This is a genomic window from Nakamurella aerolata (assembly GCF_013002705.1).
GTDB lineage: Bacteria > Actinomycetota > Actinomycetes > Mycobacteriales > Nakamurellaceae > Nakamurella > Nakamurella aerolata.
The window spans coordinates 198447-223927 of record NZ_JABEND010000005.1; the positions used below are offsets into that span (position 1 = coordinate 198447).

At 70.4% G+C, this 25481-nt stretch carries 21 protein-coding genes; 7 read left to right on the plus strand and 14 right to left on the minus strand.

Annotated features, from left to right (window positions below):
• Positions 1-6: 6 nt before the first annotated feature.
• The 5 genes from argC to pheS form a co-directional block, all read right to left on the minus strand.
• Complete coding sequence (gene argC / locus HKD39_RS10840; protein ID WP_171199877.1) at positions 7-1167, minus strand: N-acetyl-gamma-glutamyl-phosphate reductase; 1161 nt, start codon at positions 1165-1167, stop codon at positions 7-9.
• Positions 1168-1279: 112 nt separating this feature from the next.
• On the minus strand, positions 1280-2485 hold the full coding sequence (locus HKD39_RS10845; protein WP_212754426.1) for an alkaline phosphatase family protein: 1206 nt from the start codon (positions 2483-2485) through the stop codon (positions 1280-1282).
• A gap of 5 nt (positions 2486-2490) precedes the next feature.
• Entirely contained in the window at positions 2491-3075 is a 585-nt protein-coding gene (locus tag HKD39_RS10850; RefSeq protein WP_171199878.1) for a DUF5998 family protein, read from the minus strand.
• A gap of 70 nt (positions 3076-3145) precedes the next feature.
• The gene (gene pheT, locus HKD39_RS10855) at positions 3146-5719 is read right to left on the minus strand and encodes a phenylalanine--tRNA ligase subunit beta (protein ID WP_171199879.1); all 2574 of its coding nucleotides are present in this window, start codon (positions 5717-5719) and stop codon (positions 3146-3148) included.
• On the minus strand, positions 5719-6843 hold the full coding sequence (gene pheS / locus HKD39_RS10860; protein ID WP_246232417.1) for a phenylalanine--tRNA ligase subunit alpha: 1125 nt from the start codon (positions 6841-6843) through the stop codon (positions 5719-5721). Before pheS ends, pheT begins: the two co-directional genes overlap by 1 nt.
• A gap of 590 nt (positions 6844-7433) precedes the next feature.
• Here pheS and HKD39_RS10865 point away from each other — a divergent pair.
• Positions 7434-8030 carry a type II toxin-antitoxin system PemK/MazF family toxin gene (locus tag HKD39_RS10865; RefSeq protein ID WP_171199881.1) on the plus strand — a complete coding sequence of 199 codons (597 nt, stop codon included), beginning with the start codon at positions 7434-7436 and terminating at the stop codon, positions 8028-8030.
• Positions 8031-8323: 293 nt separating this feature from the next.
• Positions 8324-9070 (plus strand): hypothetical protein, encoded by a 747-nt coding sequence (locus tag HKD39_RS10870; RefSeq protein WP_171199882.1) that lies wholly within the window; start codon positions 8324-8326, stop codon positions 9068-9070.
• A gap of 523 nt (positions 9071-9593) precedes the next feature.
• Here the strand turns inward: HKD39_RS10870 and HKD39_RS20515 are convergent.
• Positions 9594-11639: a DUF222 domain-containing protein gene (locus HKD39_RS20515; RefSeq protein WP_171199883.1), complete on the minus strand. Its 2046-nt coding sequence runs from the start codon at positions 11637-11639 to the stop codon at positions 9594-9596.
• 1119 nt (positions 11640-12758) lie between these two features.
• On the opposite strand from HKD39_RS20515, the gene HKD39_RS19600 reads away from it, so the two are divergent.
• Positions 12759-14483: a CapA family protein gene (locus HKD39_RS19600; RefSeq protein WP_171199884.1), complete on the plus strand. Its 1725-nt coding sequence runs from the start codon at positions 12759-12761 to the stop codon at positions 14481-14483.
• 41 nt (positions 14484-14524) lie between these two features.
• On the opposite strand, the gene HKD39_RS10885 is transcribed toward HKD39_RS19600, so the two are convergent.
• The 8 genes from HKD39_RS10885 to mobA all read right to left on the minus strand — a co-directional run bounded on the left by HKD39_RS10885 (position 14525) and on the right by mobA (position 20467).
• On the minus strand, positions 14525-15358 hold the full coding sequence (locus HKD39_RS10885; protein WP_171199987.1) for a TrmH family RNA methyltransferase: 834 nt from the start codon (positions 15356-15358) through the stop codon (positions 14525-14527).
• Complete coding sequence (rplT, locus tag HKD39_RS10890; protein WP_171199885.1) at positions 15355-15741, minus strand: 50S ribosomal protein L20; 387 nt, start codon at positions 15739-15741, stop codon at positions 15355-15357. Before rplT ends, HKD39_RS10885 begins: the two co-directional genes overlap by 4 nt.
• A 103-nt stretch (positions 15742-15844) precedes the next feature.
• Complete coding sequence (rpmI, locus tag HKD39_RS10895) at positions 15845-16039, minus strand: 50S ribosomal protein L35 (protein WP_171199886.1); 195 nt, start codon at positions 16037-16039, stop codon at positions 15845-15847.
• 48 nt (positions 16040-16087) lie between these two features.
• A complete protein-coding gene (infC, locus tag HKD39_RS10900; protein WP_171199887.1) occupies positions 16088-16708 on the minus strand; it encodes a translation initiation factor IF-3 in 621 nt (206 codons plus the stop codon).
• A gap of 433 nt (positions 16709-17141) precedes the next feature.
• Positions 17142-17816, minus strand: coding sequence for a PH domain-containing protein (locus HKD39_RS10905; protein ID WP_171199888.1), 675 nt, complete (start codon positions 17814-17816; stop codon positions 17142-17144).
• A gap of 35 nt (positions 17817-17851) precedes the next feature.
• Entirely contained in the window at positions 17852-18637 is a 786-nt protein-coding gene (locus tag HKD39_RS10910) for an SDR family NAD(P)-dependent oxidoreductase (protein ID WP_171199889.1), read from the minus strand.
• 113 nt (positions 18638-18750) lie between these two features.
• The gene (rpe, locus tag HKD39_RS10915) at positions 18751-19452 is read right to left on the minus strand and encodes a ribulose-phosphate 3-epimerase (RefSeq protein WP_171199988.1); all 702 of its coding nucleotides are present in this window, start codon (positions 19450-19452) and stop codon (positions 18751-18753) included.
• A gap of 175 nt (positions 19453-19627) precedes the next feature.
• Complete coding sequence (gene mobA / locus HKD39_RS10920) at positions 19628-20467, minus strand: molybdenum cofactor guanylyltransferase (RefSeq protein ID WP_171199890.1); 840 nt, start codon at positions 20465-20467, stop codon at positions 19628-19630.
• A gap of 168 nt (positions 20468-20635) precedes the next feature.
• On the opposite strand from mobA, the gene fdhD reads away from it, so the two are divergent.
• The 4 genes from fdhD (at position 20636) to HKD39_RS10940 (ending at position 25427) form a co-directional block, all read left to right on the plus strand.
• Positions 20636-21499 carry a formate dehydrogenase accessory sulfurtransferase FdhD gene (gene fdhD / locus HKD39_RS10925; RefSeq protein WP_212754427.1) on the plus strand — a complete coding sequence of 288 codons (864 nt, stop codon included), beginning with the start codon at positions 20636-20638 and terminating at the stop codon, positions 21497-21499.
• A 164-nt stretch (positions 21500-21663) separates the two neighbouring features.
• Positions 21664-23031, plus strand: a complete 1368-nt coding sequence (locus HKD39_RS10930; protein WP_171199892.1) for a PucR family transcriptional regulator — start codon at positions 21664-21666, stop codon at positions 23029-23031.
• Positions 23028-23705: a CBS domain-containing protein gene (locus HKD39_RS10935; protein ID WP_171199893.1), complete on the plus strand. Its 678-nt coding sequence runs from the start codon at positions 23028-23030 to the stop codon at positions 23703-23705. Before HKD39_RS10930 ends, HKD39_RS10935 begins: the two co-directional genes overlap by 4 nt.
• A 180-nt stretch (positions 23706-23885) precedes the next feature.
• Positions 23886-25427, plus strand: a complete 1542-nt coding sequence (locus HKD39_RS10940) for an OFA family MFS transporter (RefSeq protein ID WP_171199894.1) — start codon at positions 23886-23888, stop codon at positions 25425-25427.
• The last annotated feature ends 54 nt before the right edge of the window (positions 25428-25481 follow it).

The window sequence follows — 25481 nt, forward strand, 5'->3', positions numbered from 1 at the left end:
ATACGGTCACGGCGCCACCCCAACGGTCGGCAACCCGGTGGTCTCCGGCAGGCCGAGCGCGAGGTTCATGCATTGCACGGCCCCGCCGGCGGTGCCCTTGGTGAGGTTGTCGATCGCGGCGATCACGATGAGCCGGCCGGTCGGGCCGGCAGCCGGATCGACCGCCACCTGCAGCAGGCAGGTGTTGGCGCCAAGGGTGGCTGCCGTGGTCGGCCATTGGCCCTCCGGCAGCACAGCGACGAAAGGCTCCGCGGCATAAGCTTTCTGGTAGATCTCCCTGGCCCGCTCCGTCGCATCGGCGGGAGCCGCAGCCGGGTCAAAGGTGGGCGCACCAGCAGCGGCGGAATCTCCAGTGGCCGGGACGGTGAGCGGCGCCGACACAGTGGCCAGAATCCCGCGCGGCATCGGCGCGAGCATCGGCGTGAACGACACGGTTACCTGATCGGCGGCGCCATCCGGTGTCCTTGGGCTCTCGCCACTACCCGGGTGTGCGCCGGCGTTCCGCGCCAGCGTCAAGTTCTGCACCATCTCGGGCGTGTGCCGGTGCCCGCCGCCGACGCCGTAGACCGACAACGAACCCATCACCTCGGAACCGAGCAGGTGCGGCTTGCTGCTCTTGCCGGCGCCGGAGGTACCCGACGCGGCGACCACAACGATGTCGGGTTGCACCAGTCCGGCGGCCAGCGCCGGCGCCATGGCCAGCGTTGCGGCGGTGGGATAGCAGCCGGGGACGGCCACCCTGCTGGTGCCCGCGAGCTGTTCCCTGGCTCCCGGCAGTTCCGGCAGCCCGTAGGGCCAGCTGCCCGGATGCTCACCTCCGTAGAAGCGTTGCCAGGCAGCAGCATCGGTGAGCCGGTGGTCGGCGCCGCAGTCGACGATCACGGCGTCCGGCGAGAGCTCGGTGATCTCGGCGGCCAGCGGCCCGGACGCACCGTGCGGCAGCGCCAGGAAGACCACATCATGTCCGGCCAGGGTGGCCGCGTCGGTGCGGCCGAGCTCACGGTCGGCCAGCGGCAGCAGCTGCGGCTGATGGTCACCGAGCAGCTCCCCCGCACGGGAGTGCGCGGTGACCGCACCGATCGTCACCTCAGGGTGCCCGAGCAACAGCCGCAGCAGCTCGCCGCCGGCGTACCCGGTGGCACCAGCCACCGCTACCGAGAAGGTCATGGGACCAGGTTAGCGAATTATTCGCGGTGTTGCATAATCATTAGTCCGAGCTTGTCGCCGGCGCGGCGCGCGCGTCAAACCTGGTCGTTGGCGCTCAACCCGGCCGAGCCCGTCAGGTCGGGAGCACCACCAGCGGGACGTACTGCTCGCCCTCGGTCAGCGAACCGTGATAGCCGACCAGCCCGAGTTCGTCCGGCGTCATGGTGTCGGAATCGACCAGCGTGAACTCGCCGCGGCCGGCGACCAGCACGTCACCGATGCGCGGTTGCACGCTTGCGCTGACCTGTCCGAACCAGCCCTCGGCGATGGCCTGCTCGCGGGTGCGCACCCAAGCTCGCTCGTGTGCCAGGTCGGCCAAGCGGTCGGCGACGGCGCCGGCCGCGCCGGGTTCGGTGTACACCTGCAGCAGCCTGGGTTCGCCGCCGACGTGCCGCACCCCTGATCGCAGCTCGGGGCGGTCGGCAAGGTCGACCCGGTCGTGCGCGGCGGCGTCCACCATCCCGTGATCGGCGGTGACCAGCAGCAGGCAGCCGGCCGGCAGCGATCTGGCCAGCCGGTGCAGTTCGGCATCGGTGCGCTGCAGAGCGCGTCGCCAGTCGCTGCTGCGCCAGCCGTGCCGGTGCCCGGCGGCGTCGACCGCGCCCCAGTACAGATACACCAGGCGCGGGCCGTCCGGGTCTTTCAGCAGCGACACCGCCAGATCGACGCGCGGGGCAAGTCGCTTGTGGCCGAAGAACTCCGTCCCCCGGTGGGCCGCCTCGGTGAGGCCGGAGCCGGCGAACTCCGGGTTGCCGATGGCGGCCGACCGCAGCGCGGTCCGGTCCAGACCGGCGAGCGCAGGGTCGGCGAGCAGCTCGAAAACCGTTGGCAGCGCCTGCCACTGTCGCGGAGGTTCGTCGAAGTCCCAGCGCAGCTGATTCACCACGGTGTCGGTGGCCGGGTTGAGCACCGAGTAGCCGGCGATGCCGTGCCGGCCGGGCGACTGGCCGGTGCCGAAGCTGGCCATCGAGGTGGCCGTGGTGGTAGGGCAACCGGCGGTCAACTCAAGAGTCGGCGCGGCGGCGAGAAACGGTGCGGCGCGGGAGGATTCGGCCAACTGTCTGCTGCCCAGACCGTCGACGAGGACGACGCAGACCCGTCGGGCCGCCGGCAGCGGCACCGCCGGTAGATCCGGCAGCCGATGCCCGAGCGCAGCTGCCGCTCCCGGCAACACCGCGCCCAGCCACTGGTTGTCGTACCCGCTCAGCACCGGGTCGGCGGTCCCCGAACCAGGGCAACCTTGTCCCCCGCGAGCGGATGGTGCGGCGACGGGATCCACCTGGCTCAGCGCGCGGCAACCGCCGCGGACAGTTCCCTGGCGAACGCGATGGCGTCGGAGACCGCGTCGGCACCTTCGGCATCGGCCGAGATGCGCAGCGGCAGATCGTCTCCCATCAGCGCGCCGGTGTAGCCGTGGTCGGCGTCGCAGTTCGGATCGCCACAACTGGCTTGCTCTAGGTCGAGCCGCTGCACCCCGCCCCAATTGATCAGCAGGTTGATCTCCCGACCGAACTTCCCGGCCCGGTAGCGCTGTGGGTTGGCGACCACGTGCGTCACCCCGACGGCCCTGATCGCCTCCAGCGCAACGGATTCGGTGGTGGCGACGGCATGTGGAACCTCACCGTGCTCGTCGTCGCCGCCGTGATCGTCGGCGTGCACAAACACCAGCCGGGAGCTGGTCAGCACCAGTGCAGTCAGGTGCCGGCGCACGGTATCGAGGTCGAACGTGGTTTCGGCGTGGACGAAGAAGCTGCGCACCGGTTCGCCGCCGACCGCGAGGTCGAGAGTGTCGGCCACCAGCTCCGGGTAGTAACCGGCGTCGGTGATCCTGCGCAGCAACGCATTCGGTAGTTCGGTTCGTGCGGCCATCAGCACCCTCCGCTGGTTCGGTTGACAAGGCAGGACGGCACGCCGGGTGCCGACGTGCGGTGTGCGCCGCTCACGCGCGCACGCTCGTTGCGTGACGTCGCGCCGCCTCGGCAGCGGCGGCGTCGCGGACCTCGTTGGCCTCCGCGGCGGTCAGGGTGCGGTCGGTGGCGCGGACCACCAGCGCGAACGCCAGCGAATGATGCCCGGCCTGCACCTGGTCACCGGTGAAGAGGTCGAACAGGCGGACCGACTCGAGCAAGGGTCCGGCACCGGCGCGGAGCGCGGCGGCGACCTCGCCGGCCGGCACCCCGTCCGGCACCGTCAACGCCAGGTCAACCCGCACCGGCGGGAACGCCGACACCACCGGCGGGGACGGCGGTTCCGGCTCCGGAATGGTGTCGAGGGTTAGCTCAAGCGCTACCGAACGGGCCGGCAGGCCAAGGCTTTCCAGCACCCGGGGGTGCAGTTCGCCGGCGATGCCCACCGGCCAGTTCCCGATCCGCAGCTCCGCGGCCCGGCCGGGGTGGAACGGCGCGCGCTGCACCGGAACCGGCGTCAGCTGGGTGCCGCTGACCCGCCCGATGCGCTTGCCGAGCTCGATGACATCGGCCCAGTCGGCCGGTCGGCCACGGCCCCACCAGCCGGAGCGATCCCACTCGCCGGTGAGCACGGCCGCGACCCGGCGTGGCTGGTCCGGCAGCGCGGCATCCAGCACCGCGAGCTGACCGTCCGTCGGACGTCGGTCGGCGGGCAGCTCCGGCATGGTCGGGGCGCCGAACTTCGGCAGGAAAACCTGGCCGATCTCGAACAGCGAGACGTCGCGGTTACCGCGAGAAAGGTTGCGCCCCATCGCGTCCAGCAGGCCGGGCAGCAACGTGGTGCGCAGGTAGGGGCGCTGCGCGTCGAGCGGGTTGGCCACCGTGACCCGGCGCCGGCGGATGTCGTCGGCGGGGACCTCGAGCCGATCCAGATCGGCGTCACCGAAGAACGGGAAGGTGAGAGTCTCCACCAGACCGGCGGCCGCGAGATCGTCCGACACCGCACGCAGTCGGCGCTGCCGCCCGGTGTAGCCGCGCCCGGCCGGGGCCTGCGGCAGCACCGGCTCGATGGTGTCGTACGACTCCAACCTGGCGATCTCCTCCACCAGGTCGGCCGGGCGGGTCAGATCGGGTCGCCAGCTGGGCGGGAGGACGGTGAGAGTTGTTGTGCCCTGGGGAATCTCGCGGGTCGCTTGGTCGGCGGCGGTGACGACGCAGCCGACCTCGCGCAGCCGCCGGACGACGGTATCGAGTGAGTACGGCCGGCCCGCCAGCCGTTCAGCCTCAGCAACCGCAAACGCGATCGGTTGCGGCCCAACGGTTTCCGTGCTGGAGCGCACGTCGGTGCGTCCGGTGACGGTGCCACCGCCGTACGCGATGATCAGTTCGGCGGCACGATCGGCTGCGGCACCGGCGACCTCAGGGTCGACGGAGCGCTCGAACCGCTTGGAGGCCTCGCTGGTCAGCCGCAGTCGGCGCGAGGTCCGGGAGATCGACGGCGCGTCGAAGCTGGCGGCCTCGATCAGCACCTCGGTGGTTGAGCCGGAAATCTCGGTGGCCTCTCCGCCCATCACACCGGCCAGCCCGATCGGCCCGGAGTCGTCGGTGATCAGCAGATCGTCCGGCTGCAGGGCACGCTCAGCGCCGTCCAGGGTTCGAACGGTGCGGTCGGATCCCGCTGGGCGCACCACGATCGGACCGCTCAGGGTGGCGGCGTCATAGGCGTGCAGCGGGTTGCCGAGCTCCAACATCACCAGGTTGGTGACGTCCACCGCCAACGAGATGGAGCGGATGCCGGCGCTGGTGAGCCGCCGCCGGATCCACCACGGCGACGCGGCGTTCGGGTCGGTACCCGATACCGACAGCGCGACGAAACGCGCGCACCCGTCGGGGGCATCGATGCGCACCGGGTAGCCGCCGGCGGGGCTGCTTACCCCGGTGTCCCGGCCCGCCGGATCTCGGTAAGGCCGCTCGAAACCGGCAGCCAGTTCGCGGCCGAGCCCCCGCAGCGACATCGCGTATCCGCGGTCGGTCTCGATCGACACGTCGATCACCGGATCACCGACGCCTATCAGCGGCGCGGCATCAGCACCAGGTGAGGGCAGCGGCGATCCGTCCGCGGGCGGCTCGGACACGTTGCCCAACACCAGGATTCCGCTGTGGTCGGTGCCGATGCCAACCTCGTCGGCGGCGCAGATCATGCCGTCGGAGATGCGGCCGTAGGTTTTGCGGGAGGCGATCTCGAAGCCTCCTGGCAACACCGTGCCGGGCGGAGTGACCACCACCAGATCGTCAACGACGAAGTTGGTTGCGCCACAAATGATTCCGCGCGGACCGTCGGATCCGTCCGGCCCGTTACCCGGGCCGATATCGACGGTGACGAATCGGATCGGCTTCTTGAACTCGGTGAGCTCTTCGATCTGCAGCACGCGTCCGACCAGTAGCGGCCCGGCGATGGGATCCGGTTCGCCACCTGGGATATCGATGCCGTCAACCTCGAAGCCGAGCGAAACCAGTTTGTCGGCAACCAGTTCGGCCTGGGCCGCGGGGGTGGGGGCGGCCGGCAGGTCGACGTACTCGGCGAGCCAGGACAGTGCGACGCGCATCAGCCGGCCCGCCTTGCCGGGTCGTCGAAACCGACCGTGAAGCGGACGTCACCGTCGACCAGATCGCGCATGTCGCCGACGCCGCGGGAGAACATCAGCGTGCGTTCGATGCCCATGCCGAAGGCGAATCCTGACCACTCGGTGGGGTCGATGCCGCCGGCGATCAGCACATTGGGGTCGACCATGCCGCAGCCGCCCCACTCCACCCAGCCTGGCCCGCCCTTCTTGCCGGGGAACCACACGTCCACCTCGGCGGACGGCTCGGTGAACGGGAAGAAGTGTGGCCGGAACCTGGTGCGCGCCTCGGCTCCGAACATCGCCCTGGCGAAGTGGTCGAGGGTGCCGCGCAGATGCGCCATCGACAGGTGCCGGTCGATGGCCAGGCCCTCGAACTGATGGAACACCGGGGTGTGGGTGGAGTCCATCTCGTCGGTGCGGAAGGCGCGGCCGGGACACAGCACGTAGATCGGCGGGGTGCGGGTGAGCATGGAGCGCAGCTGCACCGGGGAGGTGTGGGTGCGCAGCACCATGCCGGTGCCGCCCGGGCGGTCCTCCGGTTTACGGCCGTCGCCGACATCGCCGATGTAGAAGGTGTCGGCCTCGGCGCGGGCTGGGTGGTCTGGCGGGAAGTTCAGGCCGTCGAAGTTGAGCCATTCGGCCTCCAGCTCGGGGCCCTCGGCGATCTCCCAACCCATCGCGACGAACACGTCACAGACCCGGTCGGTGAGCGCGGTGATCGGGCTCCTGGCGCCACGCGGATGGCGATCCCCCGGCAGCGTGACGTCGACCGTTTCGGCGGCCAGCACCTGCTGCTCGTGTTGCTGTTCCAGCTCGGCACGCCGCGCGGCGAGCGCCTTCGTGACCCGACCGCGGGCCGCGCCGACCAGCTTGCCCGCCGTGGCCTTCTGCGACTTGTCGAGAGCACCGATGGCGCGGTTGGCCAGCGCCAGCGGTGACTTGTCGCCGACGAAACGCTGCTGGGTGGTCTTGAGCTCGTCGAGGTCGGTGGCGGCGGCGAGCGCGGCGAGGGCGGCGTCCGTAGCGGCCGTCACCGCCTGCTCGTCGGTCGGATCGACCGGTGTGCCGGCCACGTCGGCTTCGGTGGCGCTGTTGGGAGCTGGCAACGGGGTTCTCTCTGGATCGGGCCGGACGGGGACGCGCACGTGGCGAACCAGGCAACATCGTCGTCCCGGCTCACCCCCGCGGACGCGGGGAAAGTCGGGCGACGGTGCCGCCGGGCACATCCCCGCGGACGCGGGGCGCTCGTCGGCGACAGTCTAGTTGTCCGGACACCGACACCAACCTGGATATCCACCGTGCCGATATCGCACTCGCCCACCTTCTATGGGCGATCCGGATAAGCATGCCGCCGGGCTCACCCCGCGGACGCGGGGCCACCGCCGCGGACGCGGGGTGAGTCGGACGACGGTGCCGCCGGGCTCACCCCCGCGGACGCGGGGCCACCGCCGCGGACGCGGGGCGAGTCGGACGACGGTGCCGCCGGGCTCACCCCCGCGGGCCCGGGGCGGCCGATGGAGGAGCCTGAGGCGGGGAACCCGCGCGCGCCGGCGGCAGTCCGGTGGATTACCAGCGGCCATTCGGAAGCACCGTTTCATCAGGTGCTGCAGCAGTGCCGGGAACACCGTCGTCACCCCGCAGAATCGAGCCACTGGTGCATCAGGTGATGAATCCACCTGCGACTACCCTCTTGCCGGTGAGCAGAGCGAACAACTGGCTGTCGATGGCCGGCAAGGTCTTCTCCCTGATCAAGGACACCGTCAACAAACGCGGGCGGGCCGGCGGCGACCCCGGCGACCGGCGGCCTCCGCAGCGACCCGGACCGCGCAGGTCCCCCGCGCCGAGCGGCGGCAACGTCGACGAGCGACTCTCGCCCGGACGCGAGGGCAACGAGCGCACGGTCGAAGTGGATGCGAGCCAGATCAGCGCGGTGCGGATGACATACCAGCCCAACCCTGATGGCAATCCGGACCCGGGCGAGGTGGTCTGGACCTGGGTGCCGTTCGAGGAGAACGACGGTCGGGGCAAAGACCGTCCGGTGCTGATCGTCGCCGCCGAGGCAGCCGGGACCGTGCTGGGTGTGCAGCTGACCAGCAAGCGGCACGAGGAGTATCTGCCGGTCGGCACCGGCGGCTGGGACGACGAGCGTCGCCAGTCGTACGCCGACCCGACCAGGGTGATCCGCATCTATGCGTCGGGAATGCGCCGCGAGGGTACGGCGCTGGCGCAGGACCGATTCGTGGTGGTCGCCGCCGAGCTGCAGCGGCGCTACGGCTGGTCGAACGCCGGGTAGACCCGAGGGTGATGACGCGGGCGGTGCGCCGGGTGGCGCGCGGCTCGCCATGGTAACTCATGGGCTTGGCATGGGGACTGGTGCCGATGGCAGCGGCCGGGCCGGATAGGCACCATCGGGGAACCGGGTAGGTCGCCGCGGCGTCGGTTTCGGTGAGTGTTGGCAGCGGCCGACACTGATACGCGCGTCAACGGTTTCTTGATGGGAGGACGAGAGTGTCGCAGCCTCATCCTCCCCAGCCAGCGTCACCGCCACCTGGCGCGCAGGCGGCACGGCAGCGTGACCGGCTTCGGGTGCTGGCGATTGCGGTCGGCGTGCTGACGGCGGCGGTGGTAGCGATCTGCGCTGCCACCGGCGTGATGTCGTCGGGGACGGCTCCGGCGAACGATCCCAACAGTCTCGGTCTGATCGCCGGCCAGGACGAGCAGACTTCGTCCGGCAAAGTCAGCGGTAACTCAGGTTCGGGTGGCGCGGCCGCGGGCGGCGCCGCTTCGGGCGGACCGGCCGACGGGTCCCCGGGTGGGGAGCGGCCCGAGCAGCCTGAGGCGGGCACGTCCAGCGGTAGCGGGGCCGGATCGGGCGCGACCGGAGCTGGGGGGACGGGATCGGGCGCGACCGGGCCTGGGGGGACGGGATCGCGTGGGGCTGGATCGGATAGCGGCGCGGCTGGGGCTGCTGGCCAGGAGAGCGCCGAGCAGACCACACCTGAGTCGGGTGGCTCCGACGGTGCACCGTCACAGCCTTCGTCGCCAACGACCAAGGAGCAACAGGCTCCGCCGACTCCGGTAGCCAGCCTCAAGCCGCATCCGTTCCCGGCGCTGGCGAATCTGATCGGACGAGCTGCGCCGGGTCTGCAGGCCGAGCAGCTGAACACACTGGCGTACGCCAAGGGCGACATGGTGCCGGTGGTGTGCCAGCAGAAGGGGCCGCCCGCGTACGGCACCGACATCTGGGATCGCACGGCCGACGGCCTCTGGGTGTCGGACGCCTACGTGCAAACCGGTGCGCCAGGGTTCGCGCCGGGCGTCCCCCGCTGCTGACCGGCTGGGCGGTTCCACTGCACTGCCAGTCGGCCGTGTCCCCCGCTGCAGGCCGGCCCGACGTTCCCATTGCAAGCCGGGCGGTTCCACTGCCGGCCAGCCGGCCGTGTCCCCCGCTGCAGGCCGGCCCGACGTTCCCATTGCAAGCCGGGCGGTTCCACTGCCGGCCAGCCGGCCGTGTCCCCCGCTGCTGACCAGCCCGGCGTTCCCGCTGCAGGCCAGGCGGTTCCACTGCCGGCCAGCCGGCCGTGTCCCCCGCTGCTGACCAGCCCGGCGTTCCCGCTGCAGGCCAGGCGGTTCCACTGCCGGCCAGCCGGCCGTGTCCCCCGCAGCTGACCAGCCCGGCGTTCCCGCTGCGAGCCGGGTGGTTCCACTGCCGGCCAGCCGGTCGTGTCTCCCGCTGCTGACCGGCCCGGCGGTTCCGCTGCGATGGCTGGCCGGTCGAGCGTTCTCCGCTGCTGACCGGCCGACCCTTTCCACCGCCAGCGGGCGCCGTAGGGGTCGGGCAGTCACCGCGGGGTGTTCAGAACGGCGGGAGGTCATCGTTCTGGTCAGGCACGCCTGGCTCGGCTTGATCCGATGGCGGCGCAAGAGATTCAGCGGGGCCAGTGGTGGCGGGATCCTGGTCACTGCTGTCCCGCGTTCCGCCCGGTTGCTCCCCGGCCGGTTGTTCGCCTGTCTCTTGTTCGGACGCGACCGGTTCGTTCGGCGTACCGCGTGTCGCCGACTGGTCCGCGGTCTGACTGAGTGCCGCCGCCGACGGGCCACCCGGATCCGACGCAGGATCTGTTGGTTGCCACCAGGTTTCGGGTTCTCGGGTGTGGGTGCGGCCCAGGGGTGAGGTCCAGTGGTAGGTGCCGTCGGCGGTGCGGGTGAGGGTCCAGCCGCCGCCGTCTTTGGCGCGGTGGTGGTGTTTGCACAGCAGGTTCAGGTTGTCCGCGCTGGTGGTTCCGCCGGCCTGGTACGGGACGCGGTGGTCGATCTCGGTGCGGGCGGCGGGTTGCCGGCAGCCCGGTGCGACGCAGGTGCGGTCCCGGGTGCGGATCTGTTCGGCGAGCCATTCCGGCGGCACGTACCCCGCGATCCGGGTGGCATCCAGCAACGACCCGTCCAACGGATCGCACACCAACCGCTGCACAAGCAGGTCACAGCCGGGATCGGACCTACTGCCCGTCGCGCTGCCCGTCGGCTGGTGTGGACTTCGGTCGCTGCCGCCGGGAGCGGCGGGTGTGCTGTCTGCTCCCCGGGGAGTGTCTGGTCGTCGACTCGTCCCACTCGACACACCCGGACTTCGGCCGGGCTGACCGGAGGCGCCTGGTCTTCGGCCGGCCTGACCGGAAGGGTCGGATCGGCCGGCTCGACCGTCACCGCCGGGCCGTCGAGCGCTTCCATTGTTGTTGCCCTGGTTCACTTCTCGCCCACCAGTGCCTGCGCTGGTCGGTGTGCTGGTGTGGGTGCGGGCGAGGATGGTTCGGGCTTGGGTGGCGGTGATCGGCCCGTACCCGTCCAACTCGCACACCTCGGCACCGCCGGTCAGCACGGTGTACGGCATCGTCACCTGCAACCGCACCCTCGACCGCTGCCTCGCGGTCAGCTGGGCACCGCCGGGCAGGCCCTGCTCGACCACGTGGTGGAACAGGTCGACCAGACAGTCCGCGCGGCGGGCATCGATGCCGCGGGGGTCGTCGGGGGTTTTCGCGGTGTCGGCCATCACGGTCAACACCCGCCACACCACCTCCACCTCTTGCGCAGGGCCGTAGTACACCAGCTGCGCCATCCCATCCTCACCCGGCACACACGACACACCCCGCTGCGCGACGGCCTTCTCATGGGATTCCCGGGCGTGGTCGGGGTTCAACCCGAGCAACACCCGCCGGACCTGACGGCGGAACAACGCCATCGGCCTCCCCACGGCGGAGGGATAGATCCGCTCCTCCAACCGATGCGCGGTGGCCTCGTCGAGGTGTTCGACTTGTTCGGCCAAATACCGGACTTTCGGTAGATCAATCTCCCCGGCGTTCCACGCCGCCCAGGTGACCGGAATTTTCCGCAGCTGCTCGGCGATCGTGATCTGGGTGGCCGCGACACACTCAGAAATCGTCAACGCACCGGCCACCTCGGTGTCCAGGAACTCCCGCACCCCCACATAGCTCCGGGCCAACTCGCCAAGGTCGGCAGCGTTCAGCGCCTGCAAATGCCGAATCACCCGCTCCCGAGCCACCACCGAATCCAGCAACACATTCCCATGCAACACCACCCCTGCAACACCACCAGCATCAGCGGCACCGTTCGCCGAGTCCGTGTCAGCGCTACGCGCGGCAGCATCAGGGCCACCACCGTCGGCGTCCCCCGAATCACCGCCGCTGCTGCGGGTGCCGGTGCCGGCGCTGGCGGATGAAGCGCTCTCGACACTGCGCGTGGCAGCGCGGGAGTTACCGACGCCGGCGTTCCCCGAGTCGATATCGCCCTTGTTGGCATCTTCCTTGTTGACCTCGCCCACGGCGCCGCGGGCACGAGTAGACGGAGCGGCATCAGTGGCGCCAGTGGCGCCGGCGGAGGGCGCGGGCACAGCGGGCGACCCACCCCGAGCGGCCAGCAAAGCCGCTGTCGGCGGGCGGCATTCCAGATGCGCCACCAAACCCGAACCCGGCTGCAGCACCCCTAACGCCGTACGCCACCGCTGGAACTGCGCGTGCGAAACCCCCGCAGCGCCAACCTGGACCGGCTTCCGGTTGAGCATCAACATCACCCCCTCGTGACACACCCAGACTACCTGTTATAGTACGCATGTTCGATACGCCGATCGGATGAATTCCGCTACCGTGGGGTTGTCATCGCGACAACTGACCAACCGCCGCCCGCCGTGCCTCACTGGAGCGCGGCTTGACCAACAGCTGCGCGTCCGGCGAGCACGCCCCGACCTCGCGAGGCGTCTTGGCAGCGACCGCCCGACGCTCCCTTGCTGGTCGCGCCCTCGAGCCACGCAGCGCGCGGGCGTGGGTCGGAGGTCGGGCGCTCCCCCCACCGGCGCGGTGCAACGAGACAGGCAAAGCCCAGCGCGTGCCAAGTCAGGAGACCCAGCGACCCAGCCGGCGACCGCCGTCGCCGCGGCACGCGCCCTCCTCCCGCAGCCCGCACAGTCGCCGGCCGCGTCCTACCGGGCAGCGCGCCCGCCAGCACCAAGGCCGCCCTCCGCCAGGCGGGATCGCGGCCGATCGGACGCCGTGCTTGTCGAGCCGGCCACCCCACCGACCGCGGCGATTGCGCTGATCGGGTGACCCTGCGGCCCGCTGGGCAACCTGCGACCAGGCGGGACGTCCTTCTGATAGAGCCTGAGGGGCAATTCCGCGGCAACAGCCGCGACGCCGGGCTCGGCGCGGGTACCGGGAAGTGGGGAAGGTCACCGTTACGGTTGACCGAGCGTGGGGCAGCAGTCGGGGAGCGTCTGCCACGGCGCGGTAAGCCGTGGCAGACAGGACGGCTCGACGTCGGCGGCCACCGGAACGGCACCGGCAGCGAAGCACGAGCGCGGTACAAGGTCGCAAGCGGCAGCCGCGGCGACGGCGGCCCAACCGCAACCGGGCGTCGGGCACGACAGAGCCAGACGCAACGACACATCAGGCAACACCAAGCCAGTCGCAACACAGCCAGCAGCACACCGGGTACCACCGCGGGGGAAGTGAGAGTCGTGACCGGACGACATCGGCAGCGCAACGCTGGCCGCTGGGTTCCCGACTACGGGGCAGCACCGTCGGCGGCTCCGCGCCGGCCGATCCCCCGTACCTGGCGGGTGGTTCTGCTGGCTGCGCTGACGACGGTGCTCGTCGTCGGCGCCGCTGTCGTCGCGAGCGGGATGTTCCGCAGCAAACAATCCGAATCTCCCAACCTGGCCGCGAACCTGCCGGCAACGCTGTCGACCAGCACGGCGGCCGGCCCGAACGCGACGTCCGGCGTCACGGCCCCGCCACTCGACGAGGGTCCGATGACGACCGCCTCGGCTTCGGCGGCGCCCAAGTCGCCGGCGACGGTCGACTCGGCCCGATACCGCCAGCCGACCCCTGCCGACGTCGAGGCCACACCAGCCACCCCAGCCGCCCCGGCACCAGGGCAAACCGGCAACACCGACGCGAACCCGACTGCAGCCAACAGCGCCCCATCGAAAGCCAAAGCCCCATCGAGAAGCCAATCGAAGGCCCCAGCAGCCAAGGGCCCGGCATCCAAGACCGCCGCAAACAAGGGCGCCAACAACGCCTCAGCAAGCAAGGCCGCTGCCAGCAAGGCCGCAGCGAACAAGGCTGCTGCCAGCAAAGCCGCAGCGAACAAAGCGGCAGACAAGGCAGCGAACAAGGCACCGACCAAGGCGGCCGACCAGGCAGCGAATCCGCCGCTGAAGCGATCCCAAGCCCCGGCACCGTCCATCCAGTTGGCGTTCACCGGCGACATGCTGACGCACGACCGCATCATCAAGCAGGCCGCCAGCGACGCCCGCGCAGCCCGGCGCCCCGGATACGCGTTCGACCGGATGCTGAGCAGCGTTGCACCGGTGGTGTCGTCGGCCGACTTCGCGGTCTGCCACCAGGAGACGGTGATCGCCGGCCCGAGCAACGAGCGGGTTGGCGGCTATCCGTCGTTCCGTGCGCCGTACGAGTTGGCCGCCGCCGAGAAGGCAGCCGGTTGGGATGCCTGCTCCACCGCGTCCAACCACACCACCGACCACGGCCAGTCCGGCGTCAACGAAACCCTCGATGCGTTGGACGCCAACGGTATCCAGCACACCGGCAGCTACCGCAGCGCCGAAGAGGAAGCCACCCAGACGGTCTACGACGTGAACGGTGTACTTGTCGGGCATCTGTCGATGACGTACGGCAACAACAGCGGCGCCTCGCCGAACCCGTGGTCCGTCGACAAGATCAACGTCGAATGGGCGAAAGAGCAAGCGGCACAGATGAAGTCGCGCGGAGTCGACATCGTCGTGGCGTCGGTGCACGACGGCGTCGAGCAGCAGCAGGAGCCCTCGCCCGAGCAGCGCACCACCGACGCAGCGCTGCTCAGCTCGCCGGACATTGACCTGGTGATCGGCGCGCATGCCCATGTGGTGCAACCGATCTCGCAGGTGGCCGACGGCCGGTACATCGTCTACGGGCTCGGCAACTTCCTGGCGATCCAGTCGTCGTCGTCCACCGCCTCCGATGCCGAGGCCGGCATCAACCGGGACGGCATCGTGGTGCTTCCGACCTTCACCAAGGGCAACGACGGACGCTACCGAGTGACGCAGATGGGTTACGTGCCAACGTTTGTGACGCTCGACGGCTATCGGGTCGAACTCGCGCCGGAGCGCAGCCGAGAGCGCGTCAGCCAGATCGTGAACTCCGGCGGTGCCAAGGTGCAGGATCTCACCGACAGCTTCCGCTGATCACCCCGGCGCGGCCAGCCGAGCACCGGAAACAAGCAAGCTCAGCCGCGTCCGCGGTGCTGTGCGGTGGCGCTGGCGTACAGGCAGATCGCCGCTGCCGTCGCCAGATTCAACGACTCGGCGCGGCCGTAGATCGGGATCCGGACGGTGATGTCGGCACTGGCCAACAAGGCCTCGTCCAGCCCGTGTGCTTCCGAACCGAACAACCACGCGGTGGGCAGATCGAGCAGGCCCTGGGCCTCGGCCCGCGGCAGCTCCAGCTCGGCCGTGCCGCTGGTCGCCACGGTGGAAAGCCCTGCCGCGGCAAGCATGTGCGGCAGCAGCATCGGATCGTCGACCACCCCGATCGGCAGGTGAAACAGGCTGCCGGTGGTGGCCCGCACCACTTTGGGGTTGAACACGTCAACAGCATCGCCGGCGAGGAGCACGGCGTCGGCCCCTGCCGCGTCGGCCAGCCGGATCACCGTCCCGGCATTGCCCGGATCGGACGGCTCGACCAATACCGCAACCAGCCGCGGGGATCGGGCCAACGCTGCCGCGGGATCGGTGTCGAGCAAGGCGCATCGGGCGACCAGGCCCTGCGGAGCCTTGGTGTCGGACAGCGCGGCCGCCGCTCGTTCGGTGATCTCGGTGACCGTCACGCCGACGGCAAAAGCCTCGCGTACCAACCCGGTGACGCGGGCACCGGCCGCGGCGCCGGAGGTGACGTACAGCTCGCGGACCAGGCCACCGCGCTCCCGCTCGACCCCGAGCGCCTCGGACACCGCCTGGGCGCCCTCGGCGAGAAACTCACCTGCCTGAAAACGACGAGATCGCCGCAGCAGCCGATGTGCCGCGGCGATCCGCGTCGATTTCTCGGTGAGCGGGCCGGTCAGGCCGCGTCCCCGGAGCTGGTGCTCGCGGCCGGAACGGCAGCGCGAGCGACCTCGACCAGCGCCGCGAACGCGGCCTGGTCGCTGACGGCCAGCTCGGCCAGGTTCTTGCGGTCGACCTCGACACCGGCGGCCTTCAGGCCCTGCATGAACCGGTTGTAGGTCATGCCGTTGGCGCGGGCGGCGGCGTTGATGCGGGTGATCCAGAGCTGGCGGAAATCATTCTTCCGCTTGCGCCGATCGGCGTAGGCGTAGTTGAGCGAGTGCAGCACCTGCTCCTTGGCCTTGCGGTACAGCCGCGACCGCTGGCCGCGGTAACCGCTGGCGTGCTCGAGGATGGTGCGGCGCTTCTTCTGGGCGTTGACTGCCCGCTTCACGCGTGCCATGAGTGTGTTACCTATCTATTCTTCCGGGCCGGTGGTCCGGTTCTGCCTGTGGGTCTCGCTGCAGAGCTGGCTGCAGGTCGGGTGGAGATGCTGGTCGAGCGGCTCAGATGCCGAGCATCCGCTTCACGCGGGGGACATCGGCCTTGGCCAGCACGTGCATGCCGTCGGACCGGCGGGTGCGGCGGGTCGGCTTGTTCTCCAGGTTGTGTCGCTTGGCCGACCCGGCGTGGACGATCTTGCCGGTCCCGGTGACCCGGATCCGCTTCTTGGTGCCGGAGTGGGTCTTCTGCTTGGGCATGGTGTTCCTGTCTATCTCGGTGCTGCTGAGCGTGGTACTCGGGGGTGGTTACTCGGCCCCAGCGGTCTCTTCGGTGGCTGGTGCGTCCGCCGCGTCGGCGGCGTCTGCGGTGGCCTTGGTGTTCTTCTTCTGGGCCTGCTTGGTCTGCTGCCGGTGCGGCGCCAGCACCATCACCATGTTGCGGCCGTCCTGCTTGGGCGAGCTCTCGACGACGCCAAGATCGGCGACGTCGTCGGCGAGCCGCTGCAGCAGCCGGAAGCCGAGCTCCGGCCGGGACTGCTCACGGCCACGGAACATGATGGTGACCTTGACCTTGTCGCCGGCCTTCAAGAAGCGCACGACGTGACCCTTCTTGGTCTCGTAGTCGTGCGCATCGATCTTCGGGCGCAGCTTCATTTCTTTGATGACGGTGAGGACCTGGTTGCGCCTGGCCTCGCGCGCCTTCTGGGCGTTCTCGTACTTGAACTTGCCGTAGTCCATGATCTTGCAGACCGGTGGACGGGCGGTCGGCGCGACCTCGACCAGGTCGAGATCGGAAGCCTGGGCGATACGCAGCGCCTCGGCGGACGAGACGATGCCGATCTGCTCCCCCTGGGCGCCGACGAGACGAACTTCGGGTACCCGGATCCTGTCGTTGATGCGTGGTTCGACGCTGATTGAATCCTCCAAGTTGCATCTGGGACTGCTGACTTCATGGCACTGACTTCGGTGGCCCGGTGACGCGTGGCCTGCGGCTACCCGGCGCACCCGGCGCCGATCTCCGGCGTCCGGGGCGCAAGCGCGAGCGGACACAAGAAAAGGGCCCCGCGGCACACAGCGCGCGAAGCCCGAACGACCGGCCACCAGTACCGACAGCCTGACGCTGCCGTGCACTGTTCCAGCCGTTGCTCACGGCCGGAGACCGGAACCCGGCCGCCCGAGGTGGGGCAATCGCGGGTGGGAGTTCGGAACTCCACTTGCTGTTCCGGCTTGCTCTCGCCTGCGAGCGCAAGCCGGACTGGTCGCACCACCATTCTAACGGCTGCGCGAGGTGCTGCCGACCATGGGCCAAGGCGCCGGCACCGCCGGGTACCGAGCGCCCACCGGAGCGTCGGCCGGCCGGTCAGCGGGAACGCTTGCGGCGCCCGCCGCCGCGCTGCAGATCGATCAGCTCGAGCCGGCCGAGCGGGCGCTGCTGCTCCTGCTGACGCAGCTGCTCGTCCCAGCGCCGCTCCGCCTGCTCGCTGAGCCTTGGGGCATCGGTGGCGTACCGATCGGCCAGGGCCCGCAACTGCCGCAGAGCCGTGACGGCCCGCTCCCGATCCATCGCCTGGATGGCGACGATCGGATAGGTCTCGTCGTCCGGCATCTGCACCACCGGCCACTGCGCGCCCTCGGGGAACGAGATGCGTTGCACCCACTTCCACGGCACCCGCCGGTGCCCGACCATGTTCCGGATGGACAGGCCCTCGCTGTCCACCCGCAGCCGCGGCCGGGCCGCGGCAATCATGATGGTGGCGCCGAGGATCACCCCGACGCCGATCACCCCACCCTGATCGTACCCGCGGAATGCGACGCCGTCGTTGGTGCCGTGCAGCCCGATGCCGACCGCCAGGGCCGTGCCGACGATGATCACGGTTGCGATCAGCGCATAGATGACGATGCGGCGCGGCCGGGCCTGCAGCAGTACCTCGCCCGGCTGCTGCTTGCCGGCTGCGGCGGGCTCCTGCCCGGCAGCGGCGGGGTCCTGGCCGGCAGCGGCGGGCTGCTCGGACGACGACGTGGGCGGCGTAGACATGGTGCTTCCATCATGCCTGCTGGGTTGCCGACCGGTCAGGCCGCACCGGTGATGCCGCCGTCCACCCGCAGCACCGCGCCGTTGAGATACCCGGCCCGTGGGCTGGCGACGAAGGTGACGACGTCGGCCACCTCCTCCGCCCTGCCGAACCGGCCAACCGGGTTGGGCGCGTACTCGCTCGCCAGCACTGCTTCGACGTCCGACCACTGGGTGCCGGGCGGGTACCTGTCCATGAACATCTGCCGCAACGACGGCGTGAGAATGACACCAGGGCTGACGCAGTTCGCGGTGACGCCGCTGCCCGCCAGATGTTGCGCCAGGCTCACCGTCAGGTTGACGACGGCGGCCTTGGCCGCCGAATACTCGACCATGTTCGGCAGCGGCGTGATGCTGGCTCGCGAACCGATGGTGATCACCCGTCCCCAGCCTCGCCGCCGCAGCCCCGGCAGCAGCGCGGAGATCAACGCGGCGGTGGCGATCACGTTGCCGTCAAGGGCTTCTCGCCAGTCGGCGGCAGTGGCGTCTTCCCATCGGTGCTCGGCGAAGGGCCCGGCGTTGGCGACGACGATGTCGACACCAGCGGACTCGGCGGCACTCACGATCTGCGGCAGCCGGCCGGGCTCGGTGACGTCGCCGATGACGACCTCGGCCTGACCGCCGGTCGCTGTGATCTCGGCTGCCACGTCGGCGGCGACCGACTCCCGGCGGCCGTGCACCACCACCCGGCACCCCTCGGCGGCCAGCGCGCCGGCAATTGCCGCCCCGATCCCTGCGCTGCTGCCGGTGATCAGCGCGGTGTGTCCGTGCAGCTGGAGATCCATGCCGCAACGCTATGGGCCGGCACCGACAGCGTCGACGGCCTGCGTCGACCTCCCATGGGTCCCGGTGCCAACGACGCGGTTCCAGGTGCGGTCCAGCGCGGCCGGCCGCGGACTCAGTCGCCGGCGCCCCTGCCGAATCGCTCCGGGTCGCCACGCCGGGCGGCGGCGCGCAGCCGGGCGATGGCCTCGGCGGGGTCGGCGGCGCTGTACACGGCCGACCCGGCAACGAAGCAGTCGGCACCCGCTTCGGCGGCGGCGGTGATGGTGTCGTCGGCGACGCCGCCGTCCACCTCCAGCACCAGGTTGAGGTGCCCGGTGTCGACCATCCGGCGCGCCCTGCGCACCTTCTCCAGCATGTCCGGCATGAAGGTCTGGCCGCCGAAGCCGGGTTCCACCGTCATCACCAACAAGGTGTCGTAGCTCCGCAGCACCTCGACCCAATCGTCGAGTTCGGTGGCCGGTTTCAGGCTCAGCCCCGCCTTGGCGCCCGCCGCCCGCAGGTCCATGGCGACGCTGATCGGATCCCGGACGGCCTCGGCGTGGACGGTGACGTTGTACGCGCCGGCCTCGGCGTAACCGACGGCCCAGCGGTCCGGGTCGTCGATCATCAGGTGGCAGTCCAGCTTGGCGTCGGTGATCTTGCGCATCGACTCGACCACCGGCAGCCCGATGGTCAGGTTCGGCACGAAGTGGTAATCCATCACGTCGACGTGCAGCCAGTCGGCCTGTTGGTCGGTGACGTCGGGGGCGGTGACCCGCTCGATGTCACGCTGCAGGTTCGCAAAGTCGGCGGACAGCAGGCTGGGTGCGATCAGCGGCTCCACGGTGAGTCAGAGTAGCGCTGAGTCAGGGCGGCGACGGACGAGCCAGCCGCCGTTCGCGCACCTTCCGGCACGTCGCACACCCCAGGACGGCAACAGGGTGTGCGATGTGCCGAAAGATGTGCGAACGAGCCCCACCAACCTTGGCGAGCCAGGGGAAGCCGGCGGGTCAGCCGGCCGGCGACGGCAGGTCGATGTTCCAGCGGCGGGCGTCGTCGGGGGTGTCGACGTCGGCGACGGCAGCGGCGGGCAGCGGCACCTCACGAGGCCGCAGCGGTCGCAGCAGCGCCCGCAGGCTCTGCCCGGCCAGCGGATCCGGGCCGTGGGCATCCGGTACGGAAGCGTTGCGGCGCAACAGGTCCACCGCATCGTCCAGCGCCGAACGGCGGTAAAGGCCGCACAGCCATTGGCGTCGTCCCGCTGGGTCAACGGCAACCCAGCCGTCGGTCGCCGCAGCGTCGGCGGCGCCGATGCCGGCGGGGTCGCGCGATCGGCCAGGAGGGGAGCCGCCGCCGCGGGTTGCCGCCAGCAGCGCCGGCACCGCGGTTTCCACACCGGGCAGGTCGGCGGCCAGCAGCAGCACCCAGGACGTGCCCGCGGCGAAATCGCCGCCGTCGCCGTCGCGGTCGCCGCCGTCGCTGGCGCGCAGGTCGGTCAACCCGGCCGCGACCGCGGCGGCCGGCCCGGAGTGCGGCGGGTCCTCCCTGGTCCAGCGCAGGCCGGTGGCCGATGGCGGCGCGTTGCCGGGCTGGCTGTCCGCGTCGGCCTGGTTGTCCGCGCCGGCAGGGTCGGCAGGGTCGGCAGCAGCCGGCCCGACCACCACCACCGGCCGGGCACCGGCGGCCGTCGCCGCGTCCACCGCGCGCCGCAGCAGGGTGCGCCCGCGAAAGTGCAGCGCCGGCTTGTCCGCACCACCGAGCCGCGACCCGCGTCCGCCGGCCAGCACCACGGCCGCCAGGGTGCCGGGACCGCCGGCCAAGGGCGCATCGGCCGCTGAACGTGGGGGCATCTACTGAGTATCGTCGCCAGGCAGATGCCCGGGGCGACGGTGCCTGGGGCTCAGGTACCCGAGCCCCAAGTACCCGAGTCCCTGGTAGCCGAGCCCCAGTACCGAGGCAGTCGTCAGCCCATCCGGAGAGGCGCACGTGGCACACCGACAAGACATCCGAGCGGCCCGGTGAGCGGCCGGGCGTCGACCCGGCAGCCCGTCGTAAAGCTCCGGCGCGGGCCGGACGGCACCAGCGCGAACCGACGGCCCGACACCATCGCCGGCGAAGAACCGCTGGAGATCAGGGTCAACGGCGAGCAGTTCGTCGTCACCATGCGCACCCCTGGCAACGATTTCGAGCTGGCCGCCGGATTTCTGCTGGGTGAGGGCGTTGTCGCCGGGCGGGACGACATCGCCCAGATCGGCTACGGCCCCGGCGTTGACGAGCACGGCCGCGCCACCTACAACATTGTCGACGTGCAGCTGGCCGCCGGCATCGCGCCGCCGGCCGCCGAGGAGGCCCGCAGGGTGTACACCTCGTCGTCGTGCGGGGTGTGCGGCACCAGCTCGATCGAGTTGGTGCACAAGAACAGCCGCTTCTCCCCCGCCGAGCCGGCACCGGACGGCGCCGGCGCCGACCGGATCACTCTGGAGCGGCTGCTGGCGCTGCCCGAAGAGTTGCGGCAGCAGCAGCGGCTGTTCGCCAGCACCGGCGGGGTGCACGCGGCCGGCATCTTCCCGCTCGCAGACGCGGCCGCGCCGTTGGTGGTGCGGGAGGACGTCGGCAGGCACAACGCCGTCGACAAGGCGATCGGCCGGGCGCTGTTGAACAACCAGATCCCGTTGCGGCACACCGTGTTACAGGTGTCCGGCCGGGCCTCGTTCGAGTTGGTCCAGAAGGCGGCGATGGTCGGTATCCCGATGCTGGCAGCGGTCAGCGCGCCGTCGTCACTGGCGATCGACCTCGCCAAGGAATCCGGCATGACGCTCGCCGGCTTCTCCCGGACCGATTCGGTGGTGCTCTACACCGGCGCGGAGCGGGTGCAGTGGTGAGCCGGGGCCAACAGCCGGCCGAACCGGCGGACACCGTCGCGGTGGGCCGGGACATGGTTGGATCGGCTGTGCTGAACCCGTTGGGACTCAGCATCACCACCACAGCCGTACTCCTTCGGAACCTGGACGGACGTATCGAGATTGCATAAGAAGTTGCTGCCACGATGAGCGCTGCCGGCGAATCGACCTCACTGCTGGGTTGGGCGCAGACCCAGGTGTCCAGGCTGGCCGACGAGGCCTGCAGCACCATTGCCGATCGGATTCGCATCTATCGCGACGGCGAGGTGATCAGCGCCGGCGAGCTGCGCGAGGCCATCGAGGACAACCTGCGGTTTCTGATCGCGGCGATGGCGAACCCCGAGCAGCGACCCGATCTGGCCACCCCGCGTGACACCGCGCGGCGCCGCGCCAAGCAGGGTGTTCCGCTGCCAGAGGTGCTGCACGCCTATCGGATCAGCTTCGGAACTCTCTGGCAGGCGCTGCTGGAACACGGCCGGCACGGCAGCCCCGCTGTTGTGCAGGAGCTGCTGGGCCTGAGTGAGTCCAGCTGGCAGATCGCCGACGAGCACGCCACCGTCGTCACCGACACCTACCGGAACACAACGGCCGAATTGCTGCTGTCCCAACAACAACGCCGCTCGGCACTGGTGGAGGCCCTGCTCACCGGACACCCGGGTCCGGACGGCGGCCGCTGGGAAGCCGGTGCGCTGCTCGGGCTTCCCGCCGACGCCGACCTGCTGGTGGTCGCGGCGGACACCCGCGGGCTGGCCGAGGAGAGCTTGCCGCTGGTGGAGCGCAGGTTGGCCGACCACGGCATCGTCTCCGCCTGGCGCCTGACGCCGGCGCAGCAACTCGGGGTGATCTCGGCGCGGCCGGACCAACTCGACGCCGTGCTCAAGGTGCTGCGTGAGATCGCCACCGCCCGCACCGGGGTGAGCCCGGCCTACCGGTCGCTGGGCGACACCCCGCGAGCGTTGCATCTGGCGCAGGCCGCGATCGCCGGGCTGCCGATCGAACCGCCGCGGGTACGGATGTTCAGCGACGATCCGCTTGCCGCGCTGATGGTGTCGGAGCCGGCCGAGGCGAAACGCCTGGTGCAGCAGGTGCTCGGGCCCGTGCTCGGCCTGCCCGCCGACGACCGAGATGTGTTGCTGGACACCCTGACTGCGTACTTCGGGCACGGCAGTTCAGCCGAACGCGCTGCCGAGGTGCTCTACTGCCACCCCAACACGGTCCGGTACCGGCTCCGGCGGATCCAGGAGCTGACCGGACGTTCGCTGTCGGACGCCCGCGGCATCACCGACCTGGTCAGCGCCAGCTACGCGCTGCGGTTGCAGCCGCGGGCTGACCGTCAGGGGCAGCAGCAGGACGACGCCGGTGCAGGCAAGCCCGGTGCAGGCAAGCCCGGTGCAGCCAAGAGCGGGCCGGCCAAGAGCAGGAGCGGCGCCAGGACCAGCGGCCGCGGCGGTGCTTCCGGCCAGGGCCTGCCGGAGCAACGTCAGCAGAGCAGCCAGGCCGGCACCGGACCATGAGCAGCCCGGCCCGTTCCACCGCCGGTGGTGCCGGGAGCACTGCCGCCGGTGGTGCCGGGAGCACTGCAGCCGGTGGTGCCGGGAACGCTGCCACTGGACACCGGACGGTCGCCGACGCAATGATCCGCCGCCCCAAGGTGTTTGGGCCGGAGGTGACGGTCGCCGAGCTCGCGGGATTCTTCGCCGACGATCATGTTCACCTCGCCCTGATCGTCGACGCCGGCAGCGGCCGCCTGCTCAGCACGGTGACCCGGGACGACCTGCCGCAGCAGGCCGGTACCAGCGCCGGTGCTGGCACCGGTGCAGATGCCGACGCCGATGCCGATGCCGGAGCCGGAGCCGGAGGCGGAGCCGGGGCCGGAGCCGGGCTAGATGCCGGAGCCGGAAGCGCTGCCGCGGTAGATGCCGGAGCCGGAAGCGCTGCCGCAAACCACGATCGGCGTCCGGCCGCCCCGTTCGGCAGCCTGACCGGCCGCAGCGTCCACCCCGACGTGCCGCTCGCGGCGGCGGCGCAGCGGCTGTCCACCGCCGGCCGACGGCGGCTGGCCGTGGTGGACGGCGACGGGCTGCTGGTCGGGTTGCTGTGCCTGAAGCGCAGCGGCCGCGGATTCTGCTCGGACGCCGACGTGTTGGCGCGCAGCCTCGACCCGGACAGCGGATGTTCCGGTAGCTAACCGCCGGTGTGCGGACCGACAAAACTTCGTCACCGCTGCCCCGGAACGGACCCGACAGCACTGCTGGCGCTCGGCGTCCATCAGCGACCGGCCGCCGTCACCGCGCGCGGCCCCGGGCGCGGCTAGGTTCTGCGGGATGAGCACTCACCCCGGCAGCGTCGGCCAGCGTCGGTCAACGCGATGACGACGATTCTTGACCGCAAGAACACCATTGCCTCGCACACCTACAACCGGCGGTTGATCCCGCCGGCCGCGTTGGCCGTGCACCTGTGCATCGGACAGGTGTATGCCACCAGCGTCTACAAGCTGCAGCTGGTGGAACGGTTCCAGGCTTCCGACACCGCTATCGGCATCATCTTCTCGCTGGCGATCCTGATGCTCGGCCTTTCCGCGATGGCGCTGGGCACCTGGGTGGAGCGGGTCGGCCCGCGCAAGACCATGTTCACCTCCGCGTGCTTCTGGAGCGCAGGCTTCCTGATCGGCGCGCTCGGCATCGCGACCGGCCAGTTGTGGTTGGTGTACCTGGGATACGGCGTGATCGGCGGTATCGGCCTGGGAATCGGCTACATCTCGCCGGTATCCACCCTGATGAAGTGGTTCCCGGATCGACCTGGCCTTGCCACCGGGCTGGCCATCATGGGTTTCGGCGGCGGCGCACTGATCGCCACCCCGCTGTCCCGGCACCTGCTCAGCGCGTACGGCTACGTGGCGTCCGAGGTACCGACAGCGGCCAACACCCGCGCGCTGACGCTGCTGTTCGTCACGTTCGGCATCGGCTACTTCGTGGTGATGATGCTCGGCGTGATCCTGATCCGGCTGCCGGCTCCGGACTGGACCCCGCCAGGGTGGGATCCGTCGAAAGCCAAGGCAAAACCGTTGATCAGCACCGGAAACGTGTCGGCGGCATCCGCGATCCGCACCCCGCAGTTCTACCTGCTGTGGGTGGTGTTGTTCTGCAACGTGACGGCCGGCATCGGCATCCTGGAGAACGCCGCCCCGATGATCCAGGACTTCTTCCGCGACGAACCCGGCGGCGCCTCTGCGGTCGCGGTGGCCGCGGCCGGCGGCTTCGTCGGGGTGCTGTCGCTGTTCAACATGGCAGGACGGTTCGCCTGGTCGAGCGTCAGCGACTTCATCGGCCGCAAACCCACCTACGTGATCTTCCTCGGCGCCGGCATCGTGCTGTACCTGCTGTTGGCCTTCACCGGCAACACCTCGGAAGCGGTATTCGTGTTGTGCGCCTGCGTGATCGTCAGTTTCTACGGCGGCGGCTTCGCCACGGTTCCCGCGTACCTGCGCGACCTGTTCGGCTTCTATCAGGTGGGCGCGATTCACGGCCGGCTGCTCACCGCGTGGTCGGCGGCCGGGGTGGTCGGACCGCTGATCGTCAACGGGTTCTTGGACAGGGCTGGCACCCCGGGGACGCTGACCGCGTCTGCCTACCGACCCGCCCTCATCACCATGGTGGTGTTGCTGGCCGTCGGACTGGTGGCCAACCTGCTGATCAAGCCGGTGGCAGCCAAGTACCAGGAGGACCCGGAGGTGGTGAAGGCCAAGCGCGAGGCCGATCTGCAGGCCGGCCGGGAAGCCGACGCCGCACTCAGCGCCGGCCGCGGTGGCCGCACCTCGGCGCTCGCCATGCTCGCCTGGGCGGTGGTGGCCGTTGGGCTGATCTACGGCTTGTGGGAGACGGTCAGTGCCGCGATCAAGCTGTTCAGCTGAGCCGGACGGCCGGGAAGCGTTGCACGGCAACCCTTTCGCCGTCTCGATGGGCAC